20 protein-coding genes are annotated in these 19,470 nt (G+C 44.0%); 5 read left to right on the forward strand and 15 right to left on the reverse strand.

Annotated elements, in window-relative coordinates; translation table 11 throughout:
• Positions 1-56 precede the first annotated feature (56 nt).
• From AABA11_RS10230 to AABA11_RS10255, 6 genes are all read right to left on the reverse strand, one after another.
• Entirely contained in the window at positions 57-1,466 is a 1,410-nt protein-coding gene (locus AABA11_RS10230) for a CmpA/NrtA family ABC transporter substrate-binding protein (protein ID WP_338267597.1), read from the reverse strand.
• Between the two features lie 355 nt (positions 1,467-1,821).
• On the reverse strand, positions 1,822-3,021 hold the full coding sequence (locus AABA11_RS10235) for a CmpA/NrtA family ABC transporter substrate-binding protein (protein ID WP_338267599.1): 1,200 nt from the start codon (positions 3,019-3,021) through the stop codon (positions 1,822-1,824).
• Positions 3,018-3,623, reverse strand: a complete 606-nt coding sequence (locus AABA11_RS10240) for an ANTAR domain-containing response regulator (RefSeq protein ID WP_265729988.1) — start codon at positions 3,621-3,623, stop codon at positions 3,018-3,020. Before AABA11_RS10240 ends, AABA11_RS10235 begins: the two co-directional genes overlap by 4 nt.
• A gap of 207 nt (positions 3,624-3,830) precedes the next feature.
• Positions 3,831-4,466, reverse strand: coding sequence for a response regulator transcription factor (locus tag AABA11_RS10245; RefSeq protein ID WP_338267603.1), 636 nt, complete (start codon positions 4,464-4,466; stop codon positions 3,831-3,833).
• A 105-nt stretch (positions 4,467-4,571) separates the two neighbouring features.
• Positions 4,572-5,903, reverse strand: coding sequence for an HlyD family type I secretion periplasmic adaptor subunit (locus tag AABA11_RS10250; RefSeq protein ID WP_338267605.1), 1,332 nt, complete (start codon positions 5,901-5,903; stop codon positions 4,572-4,574).
• 2 nt (positions 5,904-5,905) lie between these two features.
• Positions 5,906-8,032, reverse strand: a complete 2,127-nt coding sequence (locus tag AABA11_RS10255; protein ID WP_420915714.1) for a type I secretion system permease/ATPase — start codon at positions 8,030-8,032, stop codon at positions 5,906-5,908.
• Positions 8,033-8,081: 49 nt separating this feature from the next.
• Between AABA11_RS10255 and AABA11_RS10260 the strand changes: the two genes are divergently transcribed.
• A complete protein-coding gene (locus AABA11_RS10260) occupies positions 8,082-9,029 on the forward strand; it encodes an IS30 family transposase (RefSeq protein WP_114413812.1) in 948 nt (315 codons plus the stop codon).
• Positions 9,030-9,058: 29 nt separating this feature from the next.
• Here AABA11_RS10260 and AABA11_RS10265 read toward each other — a convergent pair whose 3' ends face one another.
• Entirely contained in the window at positions 9,059-9,280 is a 222-nt protein-coding gene (locus AABA11_RS10265; protein ID WP_338267610.1) for a hypothetical protein, read from the reverse strand.
• A 147-nt stretch (positions 9,281-9,427) separates the two neighbouring features.
• On the opposite strand from AABA11_RS10265, the gene AABA11_RS10270 reads away from it, so the two are divergent.
• On the forward strand, positions 9,428-9,799 hold the full coding sequence (locus AABA11_RS10270; protein ID WP_265729992.1) for a hypothetical protein: 372 nt from the start codon (positions 9,428-9,430) through the stop codon (positions 9,797-9,799).
• 43 nt (positions 9,800-9,842) lie between these two features.
• Here the strand turns inward: AABA11_RS10270 and AABA11_RS10275 are convergent, their stop codons facing one another.
• From AABA11_RS10275 to AABA11_RS10295, 5 genes are read right to left on the reverse strand one after another with little or no spacing between them, the layout of a single operon-like run.
• Positions 9,843-11,792 carry a bifunctional diguanylate cyclase/phosphodiesterase gene (locus AABA11_RS10275; protein WP_338267613.1) on the reverse strand — a complete coding sequence of 650 codons (1,950 nt, stop codon included), beginning with the start codon at positions 11,790-11,792 and terminating at the stop codon, positions 9,843-9,845.
• 10 nt (positions 11,793-11,802) lie between these two features.
• Entirely contained in the window at positions 11,803-12,492 is a 690-nt protein-coding gene (locus tag AABA11_RS10280) for a transglutaminase-like cysteine peptidase (protein ID WP_338267615.1), read from the reverse strand.
• Between the two features lie 7 nt (positions 12,493-12,499).
• Positions 12,500-12,793 (reverse strand): DUF1244 domain-containing protein, encoded by a 294-nt coding sequence (locus tag AABA11_RS10285; protein ID WP_265729996.1) that lies wholly within the window; start codon positions 12,791-12,793, stop codon positions 12,500-12,502.
• Between the two features lie 34 nt (positions 12,794-12,827).
• Positions 12,828-13,433, reverse strand: a complete 606-nt coding sequence (locus tag AABA11_RS10290) for a tRNA-uridine aminocarboxypropyltransferase (protein ID WP_265729997.1) — start codon at positions 13,431-13,433, stop codon at positions 12,828-12,830.
• A 4-nt stretch (positions 13,434-13,437) separates the two neighbouring features.
• On the reverse strand, positions 13,438-14,163 hold the full coding sequence (locus tag AABA11_RS10295; RefSeq protein ID WP_338267618.1) for a pyridoxine 5'-phosphate synthase: 726 nt from the start codon (positions 14,161-14,163) through the stop codon (positions 13,438-13,440).
• Positions 14,164-14,308: 145 nt separating this feature from the next.
• On the opposite strand from AABA11_RS10295, the gene AABA11_RS10300 reads away from it, so the two are divergent.
• The 3 genes from AABA11_RS10300 to AABA11_RS10310 all read left to right on the forward strand — a co-directional run bounded on the left by AABA11_RS10300 (position 14,309) and on the right by AABA11_RS10310 (position 16,043).
• Positions 14,309-14,983, forward strand: a complete 675-nt coding sequence (locus AABA11_RS10300; protein ID WP_338267621.1) for a DNA-3-methyladenine glycosylase I — start codon at positions 14,309-14,311, stop codon at positions 14,981-14,983.
• A gap of 44 nt (positions 14,984-15,027) precedes the next feature.
• Complete coding sequence (locus AABA11_RS10305) at positions 15,028-15,669, forward strand: DsbA family oxidoreductase (protein WP_338267623.1); 642 nt, start codon at positions 15,028-15,030, stop codon at positions 15,667-15,669.
• A gap of 179 nt (positions 15,670-15,848) precedes the next feature.
• Positions 15,849-16,043, forward strand: coding sequence for a (2Fe-2S)-binding protein (locus tag AABA11_RS10310; RefSeq protein ID WP_338267625.1), 195 nt, complete (start codon positions 15,849-15,851; stop codon positions 16,041-16,043).
• Positions 16,044-16,058: 15 nt separating this feature from the next.
• Here AABA11_RS10310 and bfr (AABA11_RS10315) read toward each other — a convergent pair whose 3' ends face one another.
• The 3 genes from bfr (AABA11_RS10315) to parC all read right to left on the reverse strand — a co-directional run bounded on the left by bfr (AABA11_RS10315) (position 16,059) and on the right by parC (position 19,422).
• Positions 16,059-16,523, reverse strand: coding sequence for a bacterioferritin (gene bfr / locus AABA11_RS10315; RefSeq protein WP_338267628.1), 465 nt, complete (start codon positions 16,521-16,523; stop codon positions 16,059-16,061).
• Between the two features lie 11 nt (positions 16,524-16,534).
• Complete coding sequence (bfr, locus tag AABA11_RS10320) at positions 16,535-17,008, reverse strand: bacterioferritin (RefSeq protein ID WP_265730003.1); 474 nt, start codon at positions 17,006-17,008, stop codon at positions 16,535-16,537.
• A 116-nt stretch (positions 17,009-17,124) separates the two neighbouring features.
• On the reverse strand, positions 17,125-19,422 hold the full coding sequence (parC, locus tag AABA11_RS10325) for a DNA topoisomerase IV subunit A (protein WP_338267635.1): 2,298 nt from the start codon (positions 19,420-19,422) through the stop codon (positions 17,125-17,127).
• Positions 19,423-19,470: the final 48 nt, after the last annotated feature.

Raw genomic sequence — 19,470 nt, forward strand, 5'->3', positions numbered from 1 at the left:
TGGAACGTGGCCACGGTATGTGACCACTTTGGACTGACTCTTTGTGTTTGATCTTCTTAAATCTGATCATCACCTTTCAGGCCGATTTTGAAGCGTTTCAAATAGTCATTCGGGTATTTTCCGTCATACAAAACGCCATCGATGAAGTCACTTTGAGGTGGTTTGAATCCATCTTCTTTGTCAAAGTCAGGGAATTCAGACGCCATCATGATGCCATCTTCGATCAATGAATTAGCCGCTTGCGCATAGATGTCAGGACGGTAAACTTCTTTAGCGATATTCATGAACCATTCGTCAGACTTAGGTTCCGCAATCTGCCCCCAACGACGCATTTGCGTTAGGTACCAGATGGCATCGCTGTAATACGGGTAAGTCGCGTGGTGACGGAAGAAGACGTTGAAATCAGGAATCTCGCGCTTGTCACCTTTTTCGTATTCAAATGTCCCCGTCATACTGTTGGCGATAACATCGTAATCGGCACCAACGTATTGGCTGCGTGAAAGGATTTTCACAGCCTCTGGACGGTTAGCGTTATTGTTATCATCCAACCATTTCGCAGCACGGATCATCGCTTTCACCACACGAATATGTGTGTTTGGATACTGCTCCGCCCAATCACTGCTCACACCAAATACTTTTTCTGGGTTGTTCTTCCAGATTTCATAATCGGTAATCACTGGCACGCCAATACCTTTAAATACGGCTTGTTGGTTCCATGGTTCACCCACGCAGTAACCAGAAATAGTGCCGGCCTCCATGGTGGCTGGCATTTGTGGTGGCGGCGTTACAGACAACAGAGCATCTGCATTGATTTGGCCACTGGTATCGCCTCGTGCTGGCGCGTAGTAGCCAGGATTGATTCCACCTGCAGCAAGCCAATAACGTAATTCATAGTTGTGAGTGGAAACTGGGAAAACCATGCCCATTTGGAATGGCTTGCCCTGCGCTTTATAACCATCAATGACCGGCTTTAGAGCACTTGCACTAATAGGATGAACTGGCTTTCCATCGGGGCCATTTGGAATGTTTTTCTTCATTTCATCCCAAACATCGTTTGATACAGTTATGCCGTTCCCGTTCAAATCCATGCTAAACGCCGTCACAATGTGTGCTTTGGTACCGTAGCCGATGGTGGCGCCCAATGGCTGTCCCGCCAGCATGTGAGCACCGTCTAATTGCCCATCAATGACTCGATCCAACAGCACTTTCCAATTTGCTTGAGCTTCTAACGTGACGTACAAGCCTTCATCTTCGAAGTAGCCTTTTTCATAGGCCACCGCCAATGGCGCCATGTCTGTTAACTTTATAAAGCCAAATTTCAACTCTTCTTTTTCCGGATAACCAAGCTCTGCATGAGCAATGCCAGACAAAAGAACAGAGCCGACCAACACAGACGCACGGACTTTCTGTACTGCCATTGCAGTCACAGGCAGGGGAATTACGGCTTTCAAAAATCTAAGGTTCATCGTCATACTCCGCTTCTAAAGACAGGTTTAAAAAGTAGAAAAACAAAAAAGGCGCATGCAATCACAACAAAATGTGTTCACAGGCGCCTTTGCCATTCAAAGAAAATCCTACATTGGATATTCAGTAATGTGGGTGACAATTCAGCATCGTTGCTAATTTCACCAAAATTTTTTAGCTAACTCTTTTTCAATGTATTTAATAAAGCACGCAACGTGCCAACATAATTAACCATATGATTTATATAATATTTATATATTTAACACCGCCACGAATGACGTATGAGCCCGCTGGAAAACCTTTTTTCGCCCAATCATTACGCACAACGCACTAAAACATGACATGTTCAAATACCACTCACTCAAAACGATCAAACCCTTTTAATATGCCTTCTGGGTGCAAACGGATCTTTCCTGAAGCAACAGAGGAAAGCCAAGTGGACTCTTCTTTTGCAGATAATCGCCACTCTGATGCCTGATTCCTTTGCGCTAAGCCCAGCGCCTCATAAAACAAGTCCTTACGATAAACTTGCTCCGCCAAATCGTTCAGCGACGTGACATGATCCAGTTGATGCCAACGATGCATCTGCGCCATGATCCATAATGCATAACTTGGAAGCGGCTTATTAATATCACTGCCTGAAAATCGCTGATAGGCGTCCATTGGCCAATCGAACTGCCCCTTAGGCTTTACCGATCCGAAACCATAGACCAGCTGCTCAACCGTGCAATTTAAATAATCAGATTGGCTTAAAATATTAAGCAGCTCTGTCTGATTCGCCGGATTATCCACCCACTTACATGCCTGCTCTAGCGCTCGTATCACCGCAAGATACGACCCGCGATTTTGCTCAGCCCAAGTCGAGTTCACACCAAACACTTTCTCTGGTGTGCTTCCCCAAATTTCGAATCCCGTGACCAACATATGCCCAACACCTTGCTCCACAGCAAGACTGTTCCATGGTTCGCCAACACAGTAACCGTCTATGTCTCCTTGGCGAAGACTGTCCACCATTTTGACCGGAGGCACCACCACGATCTGCACATCATTATCCGAATCAATACCCGCTCGACTTAACCAATCCCGCAACTGGTAATTATGCGATGAATAAGGGTATACCATCGCAAACCGCAGTGGCGCAGTCCCCTTACCTCGACTTTCAATCAACTTTTTCAGCGCGGCACCCGATCGAATGTCTGCCGATGACACAGCAAACCGCTGTAACTGTTTGTACAATTCATTCCCAATGGTGATGCCATTACCATTGTGGCTGACCGTAAAGCTCGTTTCCATGGATGTCTTTATCGTGCCAATACCCAAACTGGCCGCAATTGGCATGGACGCCAACATATGAGCACCATCCAGTAAATTAAACGTCACCTTGTCACGAATACTCGCCCAAGACGCTTCCTTGGAAAGCACCACATCCACGCCTTCTTGTAAGAAGAAACCTTTCTCATGAGCAATGACAAAAGGAGCGCAATCAATCAATGGAATAAACCCAATTCGAATAGGCTCTGCATTTTGAATAACTGTATTTGGCTGCATCAAGATCATTTTGAGCCTCCCATTAATTCCATCACAGAGATAATATTTCGAGCTACGTCGGTCATACGCTGACTACGATCCATAGCCAATTTGCGCAGAGCTTGATAAGCGGCGGGTTCATCACACTTCTGATGTTTCATTATCAAACCTTTTGCTTTGTCTATTAGCTTGCGGTCTTCAAGCTGGCTTTTCACTGACTCTAATTCAGATCGAAGCGCCTGAAACTCCCTAAATCTTGCGATGGCCACTTGAAGAAGCGCCTTAACGCTGCCACTGTTCACGCCGTCAACAACATAAGCACTTACACCAGCACGAATAGCGGCTTCCACATGTCTGGAATCGTCTTCTTCGGCGAACATAACAATCGGGCGTGGGTTATCTTGAGTAAGTCGAGACATGTTTTCTAACATATCCCGATCGGGTGATTCGATGTCAATAATGACCATATCCGGCTGAAACTCTGCCACGGCTTCCGTGAGGTTTTTAGCACTCTCCAAGCGCCTAATCACACGATAACCACTGTCGACCATCGCCTGTTCAACAATGGCCGCTCTTGCTGGTTCATTGTCTACCAACATCACAGTCAGTTCTTTTTCTGGGGGAGCAAGCATGGTGCATTCTCTTAAAAAACGTAAAGTAAGCACCAAACAAAATGCAAGATATGCGCCATTTAGACACACATAAAATGGAATAATAAACAGGTAAAAGGCCCGTTTTAGGGCCTTTAAGAAGAAAAAAACGTCAATTTAATAGCGGAAAGACATCAAAAAAGTAAAACGCGAACCAAAAAAGCGCAAACTAAGACTCGATGAGCGAGTTTAATGCACGACAGATTGCGGCTTAACCAAAAGCGCCAATGCCAAACGATCTTTTGTCTGTGTTTTCTTAAAAATCGACGTCAAATGGGCTTTCACTGTACGCTCAGTAATATTCAATTCAAGGGCAATTTGCTTATTAGATAAGCCTTTAGAGACGCATTGCGCCACGCTTAACTCGCGTTCAGATAACTCATCTAACGCACTATTCGGCTGAGCGACAGGCAAAGCAGATTGCTGAATAAGCTGCTGAATAAAGGCTTTTCCACCCCAAATCTCACCAGACTCAATGACCGACAAAACCAAGGTCAATTGCTCTTTACCAATATAGGGCGCGCACTGCCCGTTTACACCGACAGAAAAAAGCCGTAATGCCGCCGATTGACTATGCTGGCTAGGGAAAACCACCACTTTTTGTTGAGGAAGCTCAGCGCAAACACTGGCCACATCCTCGACGTGCTTTGCAAAAAATTCCTTATCCAAATAAAAGAAGCAGTATTCAAATTCAGACGGCTTTGCACGCAGTATTTGGCGCACTTCTTCCAAGGTATCAACACGAACTAATGAGACACCACGGCTTATCACTTGATTCCAATGCTTCCATACGGCGTTATCTGTATTCCAACACAAAATTTTCAAAATTGATCTCGTCCTATCAAGTGCGATCTTGCTATTCTAACCAGCAAATAATAACGGTTTGTTAACATTTGTTACTCGTCATCAAACCTGCCATTTTTTTTGTAATTAGCGCTCACGAAGCGCATTTTGTTTTGCCTTCAGAATCGGTTTTAGCAAATAGTCTAATAATGTCTTTTTGCCCGTAATGATGTCTACCGTTGCTTGCATACCAGGAATAATAGGCAATGGCGCTTCTTCACGGCCTAAATGGTTTTTATCTGTCCTCACTCTCACCAAATAAAAGCTGTTGCCTTCTTCATCTAAAATGGTGTCCGCACTGATGTTTTCAACCACCCCATGTAAGCCGCCAAAAATAGCAAAATCATAGGCCGATAGTTTTACCACCGCGCTCATATCTGGTTGAATGAAACCAATATTTTCTGGACGAACTTTCGCTTCGATCAACAAGGAATCTTCAATCGGAACTATTTCCAGCAAGCTCATTCCTGGTTTAATAACACCACCAACGGTATTGATCTGCAGCTGCTTGACTATCCCTTTAACCGGCGATCTCACTTGAGTTCTGGAAACCTTATCTTCAAGAGACACATTGCTCTCGCGGAGTTGGTCTAACTTGCTTTTTACTGTTGTTAAATCTTCTTGTGCATCCGCACGAAATTTCGCATCGCTTTCTTCTAATTTACTTTGCGCTTCTTTTAAAGCCGATCGCGCGCGAGGAATCGCCAATTGCGTTGCTTCTAGATCCCCTTGCAACTGGTTTACTTGACGCTCCAACTGCAATAGTTCAACCCGAGAAACCGCCCCCTGCTCAAACGCGGGGCGCGTTAATGACAACTCCTCTTTCGAGAACGCATAACTTTGTTTTAAATTGTCTAACTTGGCTTGTAACTCGACAATTTCCTGTTTTCGCTGCTCTATTTGCTGCTGGAAACTGGACTGATTCGTGCGTAATGACTCTAGGCGGTTTTTATACAAGTCCATCTCTCGACTCACCACTTGCGGATACTCTTTCATCACCTGTGCATCGAACTCTGGCTTAACTCCGTACGATTCGGCTTGCAGACGTGTGGCACGCACCCGCAAGTTAATCGATTCCGCTTGCTGTTCACGCAATGACGACAAAGCTTCTGTATTTTCAATAGTCATCAGCACCTGACCACTATCGACCACTTGCCCCACCTTAACATTGATCTCTTTTAAAATACCCCCCTCAAGGTTTTGTATTTGCTGAACCTGACTGGATGGTATGACTTTCCCTTCACCAACGGTAACTTCATCCAACGAGGTATAGTGCGCCCACACCAAAGCGACCGTCACAAAAATAAAAATAACCCATAAAATAATTCGACCACCACGAGGCGTTTTCAGCATCAATGCTGCATTTCGGTTCGTCAAATATTCTAAATCGTTTTGAGATATCTGGTTTTTATTGCTCATTATTAACTGACCTTCAATTTGCCTTGGCGAAGCGCTTCATGCACTTGTGCTTTTGGACCATCAGCAATCAAGCGACCGTTATCCATGACGATAATACGATCAACCATGTCTAGCATAGAGGCCTTATGTGTAATTAAGATGAGGGTTTTGTCTTTAATCCCTTCCATTAATCGACGTTTCATCCGAGCCTCAGTGGTGTTGTCCATAGACGCCGTCGGTTCGTCCAAAATAAGAATCGGCGGATCAAAAAGTAACGCTCTTGCGATCGCGATACTTTGGCGTTGCCCTCCAGATAACAAGGCACCACGCTCACCAACATTGCTGTCCAGCCCGCTTGGCTTACGATTAGCAAACTCAGACACACCGGATAAATCCGCCGCTCGAATGATCGCGTCATCTTCCATGTAAGGCACACCCATGACGATGTTGTCTTTAATGGAACCATAAAATAAATTCACGTCTTGCGACACCGCGCCTACATTGCGACGCAAATCGGTCGGGTTTACTTGCCGCAAATCGACACCATCTATGCGTATGGCGCCAGAGCCTGGTGTATACAAGCCCGTCATTAATTTGCCTAGTGTTGACTTACCCGAACCAATACGCCCAATGATGGCAACTTTCTCACCTTGCTGAATGGTGAAGTTTATCGAACTTACCGCGGCTTGTTCTTGATCTGGGTAGGCAAAGTCTACCGCTTCAAATTGAAAAGACCCTTTAAATGAAGGACGGTGCACAAATTTCACGTTATCTGGGTTTTCTACCGGCGAAGACATGATCTCATTCAATGATGAAAACGCTGACTTAGCCTGATTGTAACGAGTCGCCAAACTGGCCACTTGCGCCATTGGACCAAGCGCTCTTCCTGTCAACATGACTGACGCCACCAGCGCCCCCATGCTCATATTACCTTCTGATATTTGATACACACCGACAATAACAATAATCACGGTTGTCAGCTGTTGGGCCACCATTGCAAATGACGAAGAAGACTGAGACAACTGACGCGTTTTTACCCCCCAATCGGCAATATTGCCTACGGCATTTTCCCATTGTTGCTGCATGACGCCTTCCGCATTATTCAACTTCACACTTTCAGCGTTGTATAGGCTTTCGATCAATACTGCGTTTTTCTGAGACGCGGTTTTTTGACTTTCCTCAATGGAACGTCGTAGCGGAATTTGAATAATAAGACTGTATAAGACAATAAGCGCAATGGTCACAATCGGAATGTAACCAACCGGGCCACCTATCAGCCATATTACGCCAATGATCAAAAACATGAACGGAATGTCCACCAAGGTGGTGATGGATGCAGACGTGATGAAGTCTCGAATGCTTTCGAACTCTTGCAAGTTCTTTGCAAATGCGCCAACCGACTTAGGACGAGATGCCATCGTAATGTTATTCACTTTGGAAAAAATCGACGCGGATATCAAGATATCTGATTTTTTACCGGCAATATCAATAAAGTACGCTCGCAGCATACGCAGTAAAAAATCGAATAAATACACCGCCGCGGCACCAATTGCCAAAACCCATAGGGTATCAAACGCGTTATTTGGCACAACACGATCATAAACATTCATGACAAACAAAGGGCTGGCTACGGCAAAAATATTAATTAATAACGACGCGATGAAAACATCACGATATATTCGCCAAGACCCAGTAACGGTTCCCCAAAACCAATGACCTTTTTTGGTTTCTTTTTCGTCACTTTTCTCGGAACGTTTGTCAAATTGATACAAGGGACGAACAAAAAAGCAGTAACCCGAAAACGATTCATTCAGCTGCTCTATGGTTATTGTTAATTCGCCTTCACCGGATTCTGGTCGGAGAATTTTAGCGCTTCCGTTTTTTCTATCTAACTCCAACAACACACAGGCTTGCTTTTCTTTTAAGAGCAAAACAACCGGCATGACCATATCAGGAATTTTTGCCAAAGAACGCTTAACAAATCGGGTGCTGAGGCCAATCCGCTGTGCAGCACGTTGGAAAAGCTCTGGAGACATGGCATTGTCAGTAATAGGTAACCCCGCTGCGATGCCATCGGCAGTATAGGGGTTATAGAAACCTAAATTCAGATAATAAGTGCGACACTGCAAATCAGGTGTAGAAGAAGCCAACTGCTGAAGTTGATACACTTCTTCTTACCACAGATAAAGCAGTACCAACATGAATTATCAGCAGTTGACCGAAGGCAAAAGATACCAGATTTCCGCTCTTTTAGGGCAAGAAATATCAGTGGCAAATATTGCACTCATCCTGAATTGTCATAGAGCTACGATTTACCGTGAGTTAAAGCGGAATAAAAAAGTAACAGAATATTGCCCTGACAAAGCCCAAAGAGCCTGTTTGATAAGGCGGAAGACAGCGGCAAAATATCGCATATCATCAAAGACAATTGATTTTATTCGTATTTTAATTGAAATCGACTGGAGTCCTGAGCAAGTCTCTAACGTACTCAAAAACTGCGGTGTTCCCGTCAGTCATCAATGGATTTACCAATATATCCATGATGACAAAAGAAACAAAGGGACACTTTACCGCCATTTGAGGCAAGGAAGAAAACGCTACCGGAAAGGCCAGAGAACAAAAGCTGAAGTGATCAAGAATAAGGTATCCATTGATGATCGGCCTGTGATTGTTGATACCAAAAAGCGCTTTGGAGACTGGGAGATAGACACTGTTTTAGGTAAGCACGGCTCAGGCTCAATTGTCACCTTGCTAGAAAGAAAGACACGTTTTTACCTTATAAAGAAAGTGGATTCGAAATCAGCCAAAGATGTGACTCAAGCAACCATAGAGCTATTGCTGCCTTTTAAAGATCATGTTCACACGATCACAGCAGATAATGGTCGAGAGTTCGCGTATCACGCTGAGATAGCCGAAGCATTAGAAACGACAGTGTATTTTGCTCATCCATACAGTTCTTGGGAACGTGGAGCAAACGAAAATAGCAACGGACTCCTAAGGCAATATGTGCCCAAAGGTACCGATTTAAGACGTGTTACAGAAGAGAGAATACACTTCGCAATGAGACGAATAAATAATCGTCCAAGGAAGTGTTTAGGGTTCAAGCAACCAGCCGTAGTGTTTAAAGAAATGTGCTTAGTTGCTTGAAGTGAAAGTGTCGCACTTCGGACTTGAATTCAGGAATATTTACTTAATAAGACCAAACAATCTAATAACGGATTAGGATATTCTAACGACGCACTTTGGACATTCCACTGATTGGCCTCGGCTTGTAATGCCTCTTCACTCACCGTATCGGTTGCGCCATCTTCTGCTTCATTTGTGATTTCATTTTCATCATAAGACTCATTCTCTGCCGATGACGAAGAGTTCTGCTCTGGACGACCAGTGTCAGACATGCTCTATATTCTCCTAAACAACCCAAATTTGGCTTATAAACATACAATACAATGATGACAGTTATGGTCTAGAATAGTGGTTATTAGGTAAGATGGGAAGTGAACAAATCACTTACTCACACATTGAGAGATTAGAAGGAAATCAATATGCTATATGCAAAAGTCGATGCGGATGGCGTCATTGTTGACGTAGCAACATCCCAATCAAACGAATACAAATTACTTGTTGCACCAAACGATCCGACTGTTGCCAGCATACTAGAAAAAAAGTTCACTTCTGCAAGCACCAGCACCCAAGAAATACTGTCAAGTTCCGATGGCGAAATGATGCGTATTTTAGAAGACTTAGTCGATCTTCTTACAGAAAAACGCTTAATTCAGTTTACTGAACTGCCACTTGCCGCACAGAAAAAACTACTCGGAAGAAAGTGGGTTCGTGGCGTTCACAGCAATAACGATGAAAGCTTAATGATAGAAAACGATCATCTTGGCGAAGACAGTGGCGACTCATTAATCTGAAGACCTACAAATTCATCGGTAGCAAGATACGTAAACCAACCGCTTACATATCTTGCGCTCGACCCACAAAATACCCCTGCACACCCGTCACATCAAAACGTCTTAATGCGGTTAATTGCCTCTCATTCTCTACACCCGTTGCAATGACTTCAATGTTTAAACTGTTAAACATTTTACACAGCGTATGCATGAAGAAGGATTCTGACTCCTTTCCTGCCGCCATACGGGTATAGGACGAGTCCACTTTCACATAATCTGGCATCAGTGTTTGTAAGTACTGAAAGGCTGAGAATTGCTTACCCACGTTATCAATACCAAATAATACACGCTGAGATTTCAGCATTTGCGCCAACACATTGGCTTGGGTTTCTTCCAGCAAAACACTCTGCTCAGTCACTTCAAACATTAATTTACTTTTCACCTCAGCGGTCTGCTGAGCAAGAATCTGTTTCAACCAGTCAATGAACTCTGGTTTTGCATACGCTGACGCAGATAAGTTTACCGTCAGAGGCACAGAAGGGTGTTTCGATTTAATGTAATGTATGACTTGAGACACAATCACCTTATCGATCTGATCACCCAAATCAAACTGTTCAGCCAAACCAATAAAATACCCCGCGTGATATTCTTTGCCCGCGTGCTCCAACCCCATAAACACTTCTTCTTGTGAAGTAACCGGCGAATCATCTAACGTACTCACTTTCTGCTTTTTCAATTTAAACGCTTGGCGTTTAATCACAGATTCTAAAATGTCTTTCCATTGCGTTCGGTTAATCGATACATTCCGACTCACATTCAAATCAAATACTTTGTAGGTATTCGCACCTTCACGCTTCGCTTCACGCAACGCGGTATCCGCTTGTGACATTGCACTTGCGCGCTCAACACTGCCGTCGATGGTCACCGCGCCGATATTTGCCACGGCGATGGAATAACTGATGCTGGCGGTGTTTAGCTCCATTAAATCCGACATAATATCTTGCACTATATGCTTTAACTGACTGTGATCTACATTCGGAATAAGCAGTACAAAGTCGGCACCAGACAAACGCGCAAGCGTTGTAAAAGACGAAATCATTGCGACCTTCTTCGACAATATATCCGCCGTAGCCTGAATGAACATATCCGCTGATTCATAGCCTCGCTCATTATTCAGTTTGCCCAAGTCCGCCAAGCTCACAAAAACTAAGCCATCAGTACCGCGTTCCCGTTCCGCAAAGTGAGACTTTATCTGGCTTTCAAAAAAACTTCGGTTACCTAATCCACTAACAGGGTCTTTAAAAGCCTTGGCCTGCAACCATTGTGCGGTTTCTACTTCAGAAGCAAACTCTTTTTCCAGCTTTTCGGCCATGCGATTCATGGATAAAACTACGGATTTTAACTCGCGAGTTTTAGGGACATTGGTCATTTTCATAAAGCGACGCTGTTGAATCGCTTCCGCTTGCTTCTCCAGTTCAACCAAAGGCTGAAATAAGTAACGCAGAGCAAAGCTCCCTACAATGAGTGTAATCGCGCCGATGACAAAAAAGGATATCAATAAATCTCTCGTCGCCAGCCAAAGTTGGTTATAGCCATAGCCAGCACTGCCGGTAATGTACACTTGCCCAAGCTCACTCCAGCCATTTGAAATGACGGCTTTCGCAACAGGTACTTTAAAATCTATCAGCTGTATAAACCAACTTGGCACACCATTAATGATGGTTTCATTAGAGCGAGAAATATCCTTATCCGTGTCGTAAACGTGAATACGAACTTCCGAAAAATACCCACTGTCAAAAACCGCATTGATGCTGCTTTCCACCGAGGCGTAATCTTCTAGCGCCATAAAATCAGACACGGACATACTGAGTGACGTGGCAGAATCTTGTGTTGTTGATTCTAATTGACCGATTAAATACCCCTTTGTGGTATTGAAATTAATCCCCATCACCACAGCAAGCATCAATGAAAAAATGGCGATTATCGTCAACATTAATTGGCGGAACAGCGTCATCCACGTTCTCCTAATTTGTCATCGTATTAAAACGACTGTTTAAATCTGTCCACAAGCTCAATCTAGATGAGCCACCAACCAAGACACCGCGCCCTTTTTCCTTAGAAAGCCACAAGTTTTCTGCATTAAAAGAATAAATTGGCAAAAGATCATTGCGCTTTGACGCGGGTTTTAATTCTTTATCAAGGTTATCAAGCAAAACAGGAACGGAAGTCGGCTTATGATAATACGCCAACACCATGTGATGCTGATTCAACTTCAACGCTTTTACGTACACTAATCTTAGTTTTTCATCAGGCACGCCTAACTCACGCAGAGTGAAGTATTTGGCAATGGTAAAGTCTTCACAGTCCCCTGCTTGCATGCCTAAAAATTCAATGGGCGTCGCCCAATAGTCTTCTTTACCCCATAATGTCATATCGTCAACAAATTCCATTTGATTGAAAAAATTATTCACCTGAGTAAGTTGATCAACGATCGATAAGGATTGGCTGTCATCCACTAACTTGCGCCATGCTAAAATTCGTTTCTCAGCGCTCGCACCGTACACTGCTGCCGCCTGCTTAGCCAACTTACGATATTTATCCGATACATCAGCGTACAACAGCCAATGCGGCATCAAGCACACAACAAGCAACATGGACACCATGCGCTTGTTGTGGCCTAAAAACAAAAAAAACGATTCAAATCGTTTTTTCACGTTCACTCTACTTTTTTGACTCTGATTTGGCGTTGAAAGTCGCCAATTGTTCAGGCGTGGCTTCAGGCTGATATTTCGCCTTCCAAGTGTCATAAGGCTCGCCATAGACAAATTCACGCGCCTTATCGTAATCCATTGCAACGCCTTGCTCTTGTGCTTCGGCCATATACCACTTACTCAAACAGTTACGACAAAAACCCGCCAAATTCATCAGGTCAATATTTTGCACAGATTTGTTCTCGTCCAAGTGTTTTAATAATCGGCGCAGAACAGCGGCTTCGATTTCAGTTTGTTTACTCATAGCAAGACTACATCTCTCTGTTAGTAATAGGGTTTTATGACTCGTTTTTATGTCGATGGTTCAGTGGTTGTTGTCGCCATTGCCACTCTTGTGCTGCCGCCATAAAGACTCTTAACGGCTGCATATTTTCGCCAGTCACCTGCTCTATGGCATACGCACACGCTTCGAGTGTCGACAGAGCATGTTCGTTAGGCGATTTTCGGATCGTATACCGTCCTAATGGCGGCTGAGCAAAACTCACTGCACCGAATTCACGCAAAATTGGCTCCGTTAAATAAAGCTTCTTTGCTTTTCGCCATGTTGCATCAATGAGAATGAGCCCTTCAACATCTGCCTTTTTCGTTGAAGTACTCGACTCGATTGGCACCGCATCCTCACATGGAAACACCAGTTTCCATGCCGTTCGATCTTTTTGAGACAACAAAGCCTTCATCTCGTCATGGCTTGATATTGAAAGACAAACCACAGACGGCAACGCTAAAGACAACAATGACACGGTGTTTTTAGCGTGCTTCGCTTCTTTTGGATCTTGTAATATTAGAACCTGCAATTTAGTGGATAAATGAGGTATCCACGGACAAACACATTGTTCCACTAAAAAACAACAGGCTTCACAACGTGCTCGTTTTGCAGTCTCCACTGTATTAAGCCAGTTTAGCTAAATACGCTTTCACTACGTTGTTCCAACCTTGCTCCAAGGCCTCAACCGTAAGTGCATGACCAATGGAGACCTCCATGATTCGTCCCTGCTCGCACAAGGCTTGCACGTTGTTCAAATCTAAGTCATGTCCAGCGTTCACATCCAAACCGGCATCTAATGCCGCCTGTGCCGCTTGCTGATAGGTTTCAAGCACTTGTTCAAAACCGGCTTTCCCAAATGCATTGGCGTACGCTTCTGTGTACAGCTCAACTCGATCCGCACCAATGTCTTTAGCAAGCGCCATATTTTCTGGTTCAGGGTCCATAAACAACACAACGCGAATACCTTTCGCTTTTAATTTAGCAATCACAGGGCGAAGCGCGTCTTGATCACGGGCAATGTTCCAGCCATGGTCAGAAGTGAGCTGATTTGGGTCATCAGGCACCAGCGTACATTGATCGGGTTCAACGTCGAGCACCACATCCAAAAACTGGGCGTCAGGAAACCCTTCAACATTTAATTCAGCGCCAGGAAAACGCTTCAGCAAGACTTTCAAATCATATGCGTCTTGGTACGTTGCGTGTCGTTGATCCGGTCTTGGGTGAATGGTGATACCAAACGCACCAAGCTCTAGTGTTCGCTCCGCCATCGCAATTAAGTTTGGATAATCTCTTCCACGTGAATTTCGAAGTAAGCCTATTTTGTTCAGGTTAACGCTCAAATGTGTCATTCAACTTCTCTCGACAGGGTCATTTATTGGCATTATAGGACAAACACATAGCGTCCATCACTAAAATAGCAAACAAGATATTGGTTCAATCCATTATATGGATCAAGGGTTATGGTAAACTGCGCCCACATACTAGGAGTCCAAGATGACATACGAACTCTTTCAATCAATTTATGACCGCGCAGCACTTCGACATGGAGGGTCAACACAGTTAGAACAAAGACTGTCTCGACCACTCAGCACCTCGCAACTCAGTCAACATACTGATGACAGATGGCTAGCCGCATTCACTCAAAAAGTATTTCAATCTGGTATTAACTGGCAAGTAGTACGCAACAAATGGCCCGGCTTTGAAACTGTCTTTTTCGAGTTTGATATTGAAAAAATGCTGCTGATTCACGATGAAATGTGGGAAGAAAAAGCCAAAGACGTGCGCATCATTCGCAATTTCGGCAAAGTCATGACCATCCGAGAGAATGCACTCATGATTAACGAATGTCAGGCCAGTCACGGATCGTTTTCGAATTTTGTCGCTAAGTGGCCTAATGACGACATTATTGGCTTATGGGCTTACCTAAAAAAGCACGGCGCTCGCTTAGGTGGCAACACGGGACCATACACATTAAGAGCAATGGGCAAAGATACGTTTATGCTAACCAGAGATGTTGAAGGCTATTTACGACAACATGAGATCATCACAACAGGAAGAGACACTCAGTCCGCTTGGAAAGCAGCACAAGCAGCATTTAATCATTGGCATAAAGAAAGCGGACGCTCGTACACAGAAATCAGTCAGTGCATTGCTTTAAGCATCAATTAACCCTTTCAGACATTCAGTAACCGTACAATATTTTAGGAGAACTCATGGCCGATCTGCGTATCGACATTATTTCAGATGTGGTTTGCCCTTGGTGCTATCTAGGTTATTCACGCCTTAAACAAGCCATTGAACAATTGGGTGACGATTATAGAATCGACATTCGTTGGCAGCCATTCGAACTGCACCCAGATATGCCATTATCAGGCGCTGACCGAGAAATCTATCTAGGCGAACGATTTGGTAGCCCAGAGAAATTGAATGAAGCCACGCACGCTATACAACAAGTTGGCATTGAAGCGGGTATCCAATTCAATTTTTCAGAAAAAGATCGAATCCCAAACACCAAACTTGCTCATCAATTTGTGCTTTCCGCGACCAAGTCTGGGTTAGCCACGCCGTTTGTGATCGCGCTTTTTCATGCGTACTTTACCGACGGAAAAGACATTGGCTCACAAAGTGTATTAGAAGAGTTATCCCTAAGCATTGGCCTAAAACCAACCGACATTGAATACGCCTTAAGCTCGACCGCCCAGCAACTGACAGAGAAAAAGCTGCAACACCTGCGAGACCTAGACATTCAATCTGTCCCAACTTATGTCATCAATGACAAATACATGATTCAAGGCGCACATGATCCAGAATCTTTTCTGAAAGTCCTAAACGACATCGCCGAAAAAGAACACTAAAGCTTCTGGGCTTTCTTCTCTCTCACACCAATAAAAACGCTTTTTTAAGGCGCTTTTATTGGTGTCTTCTATAAAAAACTATCAAACCTTAAAAATAGATTAATTTTTATCTATTGATAATCATTACCATTAAAAATAGAATCGCATGATTGGAATATTAGTGAGAGTGATTTTCATTTATGTACGTATGTATTTGTAATCGAGTATCAGACAAGACAATTAAGGCGTCGATTCAGGAAGGCGCTACAACCATGCGCGAACTTTACAAAGAACACAGTATTGGAAGTCAGTGCGGGAAATGCTGTCAGTGCGCAAAAAAGCTACTGAACAGTGAGCTTATCAAAATTGCTGAAACTCAAGTTCAAGTAGCTTAATCACAAAGCAAAGTATTACATTTGAGATTGCAGGTAATTTTCTATTCCAGAACTTGCAATCAAGTGCTGTTGAGTCTCAAGCCAGTCAATCTGCTCTTCTTGCTCTTCTAATATTTTTTCCAATGCATCACGGCTCATAAAGTCCTTTTTCTGCTCACAAAGGTCAATAGCGGCCTTCAGCGCAGGCAATGTATCCAGTTCAAACTCTAGATTCGCCGAAATCATCTCTTCGCTGTTTTCACCAATACGCAAACGACCTAGATCTTGCAGGTTTGGCAACCCCTCCAAAAACAAAACACGCTCAATCAAACGATCGGCATTTTTCATTTTCTGAATGGAAGTTTTATAGTCCGCTTTATCCAACGCACTAAAGCCAAAGTCCTTGAACATACGCGCGTGAAGAAAGTACTGGTTAATACCCACTAGTTCATTCGCTAACACTTTATTTAGGCTAGCAACTACGTCACGATCCCCTTTCATACAAACTCTCCTTAGTTACCCATTTGTGACTGATAGTAGTTTTGCATGCCAATTTTTTCCATCAATCCGAGTTGCTGCTCCAACCAATACACATGGTCTTCTTCCGTATCAAACAACAACTTTTCAAGGGTTTCACGCGTTTGATAATCGCCTTCCGCTTCACAAATAGCGATGGCATCACGCACACAGCTAACCACTTCTAATTCCAGCGTTAAATCATTTGTCATCATTGATTTAACATCAGAACCAATCAGTAAATCGCGACGTTTCGTCATGCAAGGCACACCTTCCAAGAACAAAATACGCTTAATTAGCCAGTCAGAATGTTGCGTTTCTTCTTCCATCTCATGATTCAAACGCTCATAAAGCTTATTCAAGCCCCAATCATCGTACATACGAGAATGAATAAAATACTGATCAATCGCCGCCAGCTCGTTCGCTAGCAACGCATTCAAACTATCTATTACCTTTTTACTGCCTTTCATGTTTTTTCCTCCTGCTGGAAGCAAGTCCATTTTCTGAACGAGCACAGTATTCAATACTTAAGGTGAAACAGTTGAGCTTAGACACAGTCTAGACCCAACGATCATATTATTCACTATTAAAACAAATCTTGATTAGACGCGCCGTCGACTTTCGCTTGTTTACCTTCACCCACTTTGACTTCAAGACTGTCAATGCGCTGGAAACCTCTTGGCAACTTAAGACCTCTTCGGCCTCGTTCACCAAGGTATTCTTCTAAGTCTTTTTCTGCAAAAGAAATAAAGCGCTTGCCAGCGTACGCCGTCAATAAGTCCGTAGGTTGCACACACGCCAACGCAATCACTAGCTCTTCTCGCTCAGCTGCGCGTGCGCTAGGAATGCTCAACATTTTATTGCCTTTCCCCTTTGCCATTTGAGGCAAAGAAGCCACATCAAAGGCTAGCATACGTCCTTCATTAGACACCGCCACAACACGGCCAGATTCTGGATTTTGTACCAGTACAGGCGCCATCACTTGAGCGCCCTGAGGCAGAGTCAATGTCGCTTTGCCTGCTTTATTTTTTGCATAAAGGTCACCCAGCTTTGCCACAAAACCATAACCAGCATCACTGGCAATTAAGTAATGAGCATCTTCATTGTCCAAAACCGCAGACACAATCGTAGCGTCTTTTTCAAGAGAAATTCGACCCGTAATAGGCTCGCCCTGACCACGAGCAGAAGGCAAGGTATGCGCTTTGATAGAGTAGGTTCGACCGTTGGAAGCCAGCAGCACCAATGTCTGATTTGAGCGACCTTTCGTACTAACCAAGAACTCATCGCCAGACTTATAGCTTAGTCCATTGACATCAATGTCATGCCCTTTTGCCGCTCGGATCCAGCCTTGTTTAGAAATCACCACCGTAATGGGGTCATTCGATAACAAATCTTCTTCACTGAACGCTTGGGCTTCTTTACGAGCCACAATGGGCGTGCGTCTATCATCACCAAACGCATCAATCGCTTCTTGGATCTCCTCCGTAATCAGCTTTTTCAATTTACGATCTGATGATAGCAAGCCTTCTAGCTGTTTACGCTCTTTTTCAAGCTCATCTTGCTCACCTTTGATGCGCATCTCTTCCAATTTGGCAAGGTGACGTAATTTCAGCTCTAAAATGGACTCCGCTTGCATGTCACTCAAGCCAAATCGCGCCATCAATTCCACTTTTGGCTTGTCTTCAGTACGAATGATCTCGATAACTTCATCAATATTAAGGTAGGCAATTAATAAACCTTCCAAAATATGCAAACGGTTCATGACCTTATCAAGTCGGAATTGCAGACGACGGCGAACCACATCAATACGAAAACGTAACCATTCCGACAAGAAACTCTTCAGTGGTTTGACCTGAGGCAACCCATCCAAGCCAATTACGTTCATGTTGACACGATACGATTTTTCAAGATCTGTCGTAGCAAACAAGTGTGTCATCACCGCATCGATATCAACACGATTAGACTTAGGCACGATCACCAGACGGGTCGGGTTTTCGTGATCAGATTCGTCGCGTAAATCCACCACCATAGGCAGCTTTTTGGCCTGCATTTGCGCCGCAATTTGCTCTAATATTTTACTGCCAGACACCTGATGAGGAAGCTCGTTTACAACGATTTCGCCTTCTTCAATGGTAAAGCGCGCTCTGGCTTTAATTTGCCCCTTGCCGGTCTCATAAAGCCTAACAATATCGCCACGCGGAGTAATGATTTCTCCACCAGTAGGGAAATCAGGACCTTGGACGAAATTAAGCAACTCATCCAAGTCAGCATTTGGGTTGTTCAACAGATGAATACACGCCCCACCTATCTCTCGCAAATTGTGCGGCGGAATGTCGGTCGCCATACCAACAGCAATGCCGGTTGTGCCATTGAGCAACAAATTCGGCAGTCGAGAAGGCAGTACGGAAGGCTCTTGAAGCGTGCCATCAAAGTTAGGTACCCAATCCACCGTACCTTGGCTCACTTCTTTCAGTAAAACATCAGCGTATTTGGACAAGCGTGATTCGGTGTAACGCATGGCAGCAAAGGATTTTGGATCGTCTGGCGCTCCCCAGTTTCCTTGTCCGTCGACCAGTGGATAACGGTAAGAAAATGGCTGAGCCATCAGCACCATGGCTTCATAACATGCACTGTCACCATGCGGGTGAAATTTACCTAACACATCACCCACAGTACGAGCGGATTTTTTGTATTTTGCGGTGGCTTTAAGTCCCAACTCGCTCATCGCGTAAATAATACGACGCTGAACTGGTTTTAACCCATCACCAATGTGCGGCAAAGCTCGATCCAAAATAACGTACATAGAGTAATTTAAGTACGCTTTTTCTGTGTAGTCTTTTAATGAAAGGGTTTCATTCGACTCGAAATTTGACAACTCACTCAAGGAAACTTTCCTTCTACAATCATTTGAATGTGTAAATTATCGACACAT

The organism is Marinomonas pontica, from assembly GCF_036322735.1.
In the GTDB taxonomy this organism is placed as follows: domain Bacteria; phylum Pseudomonadota; class Gammaproteobacteria; order Pseudomonadales; family Marinomonadaceae; genus Marinomonas; species Marinomonas pontica.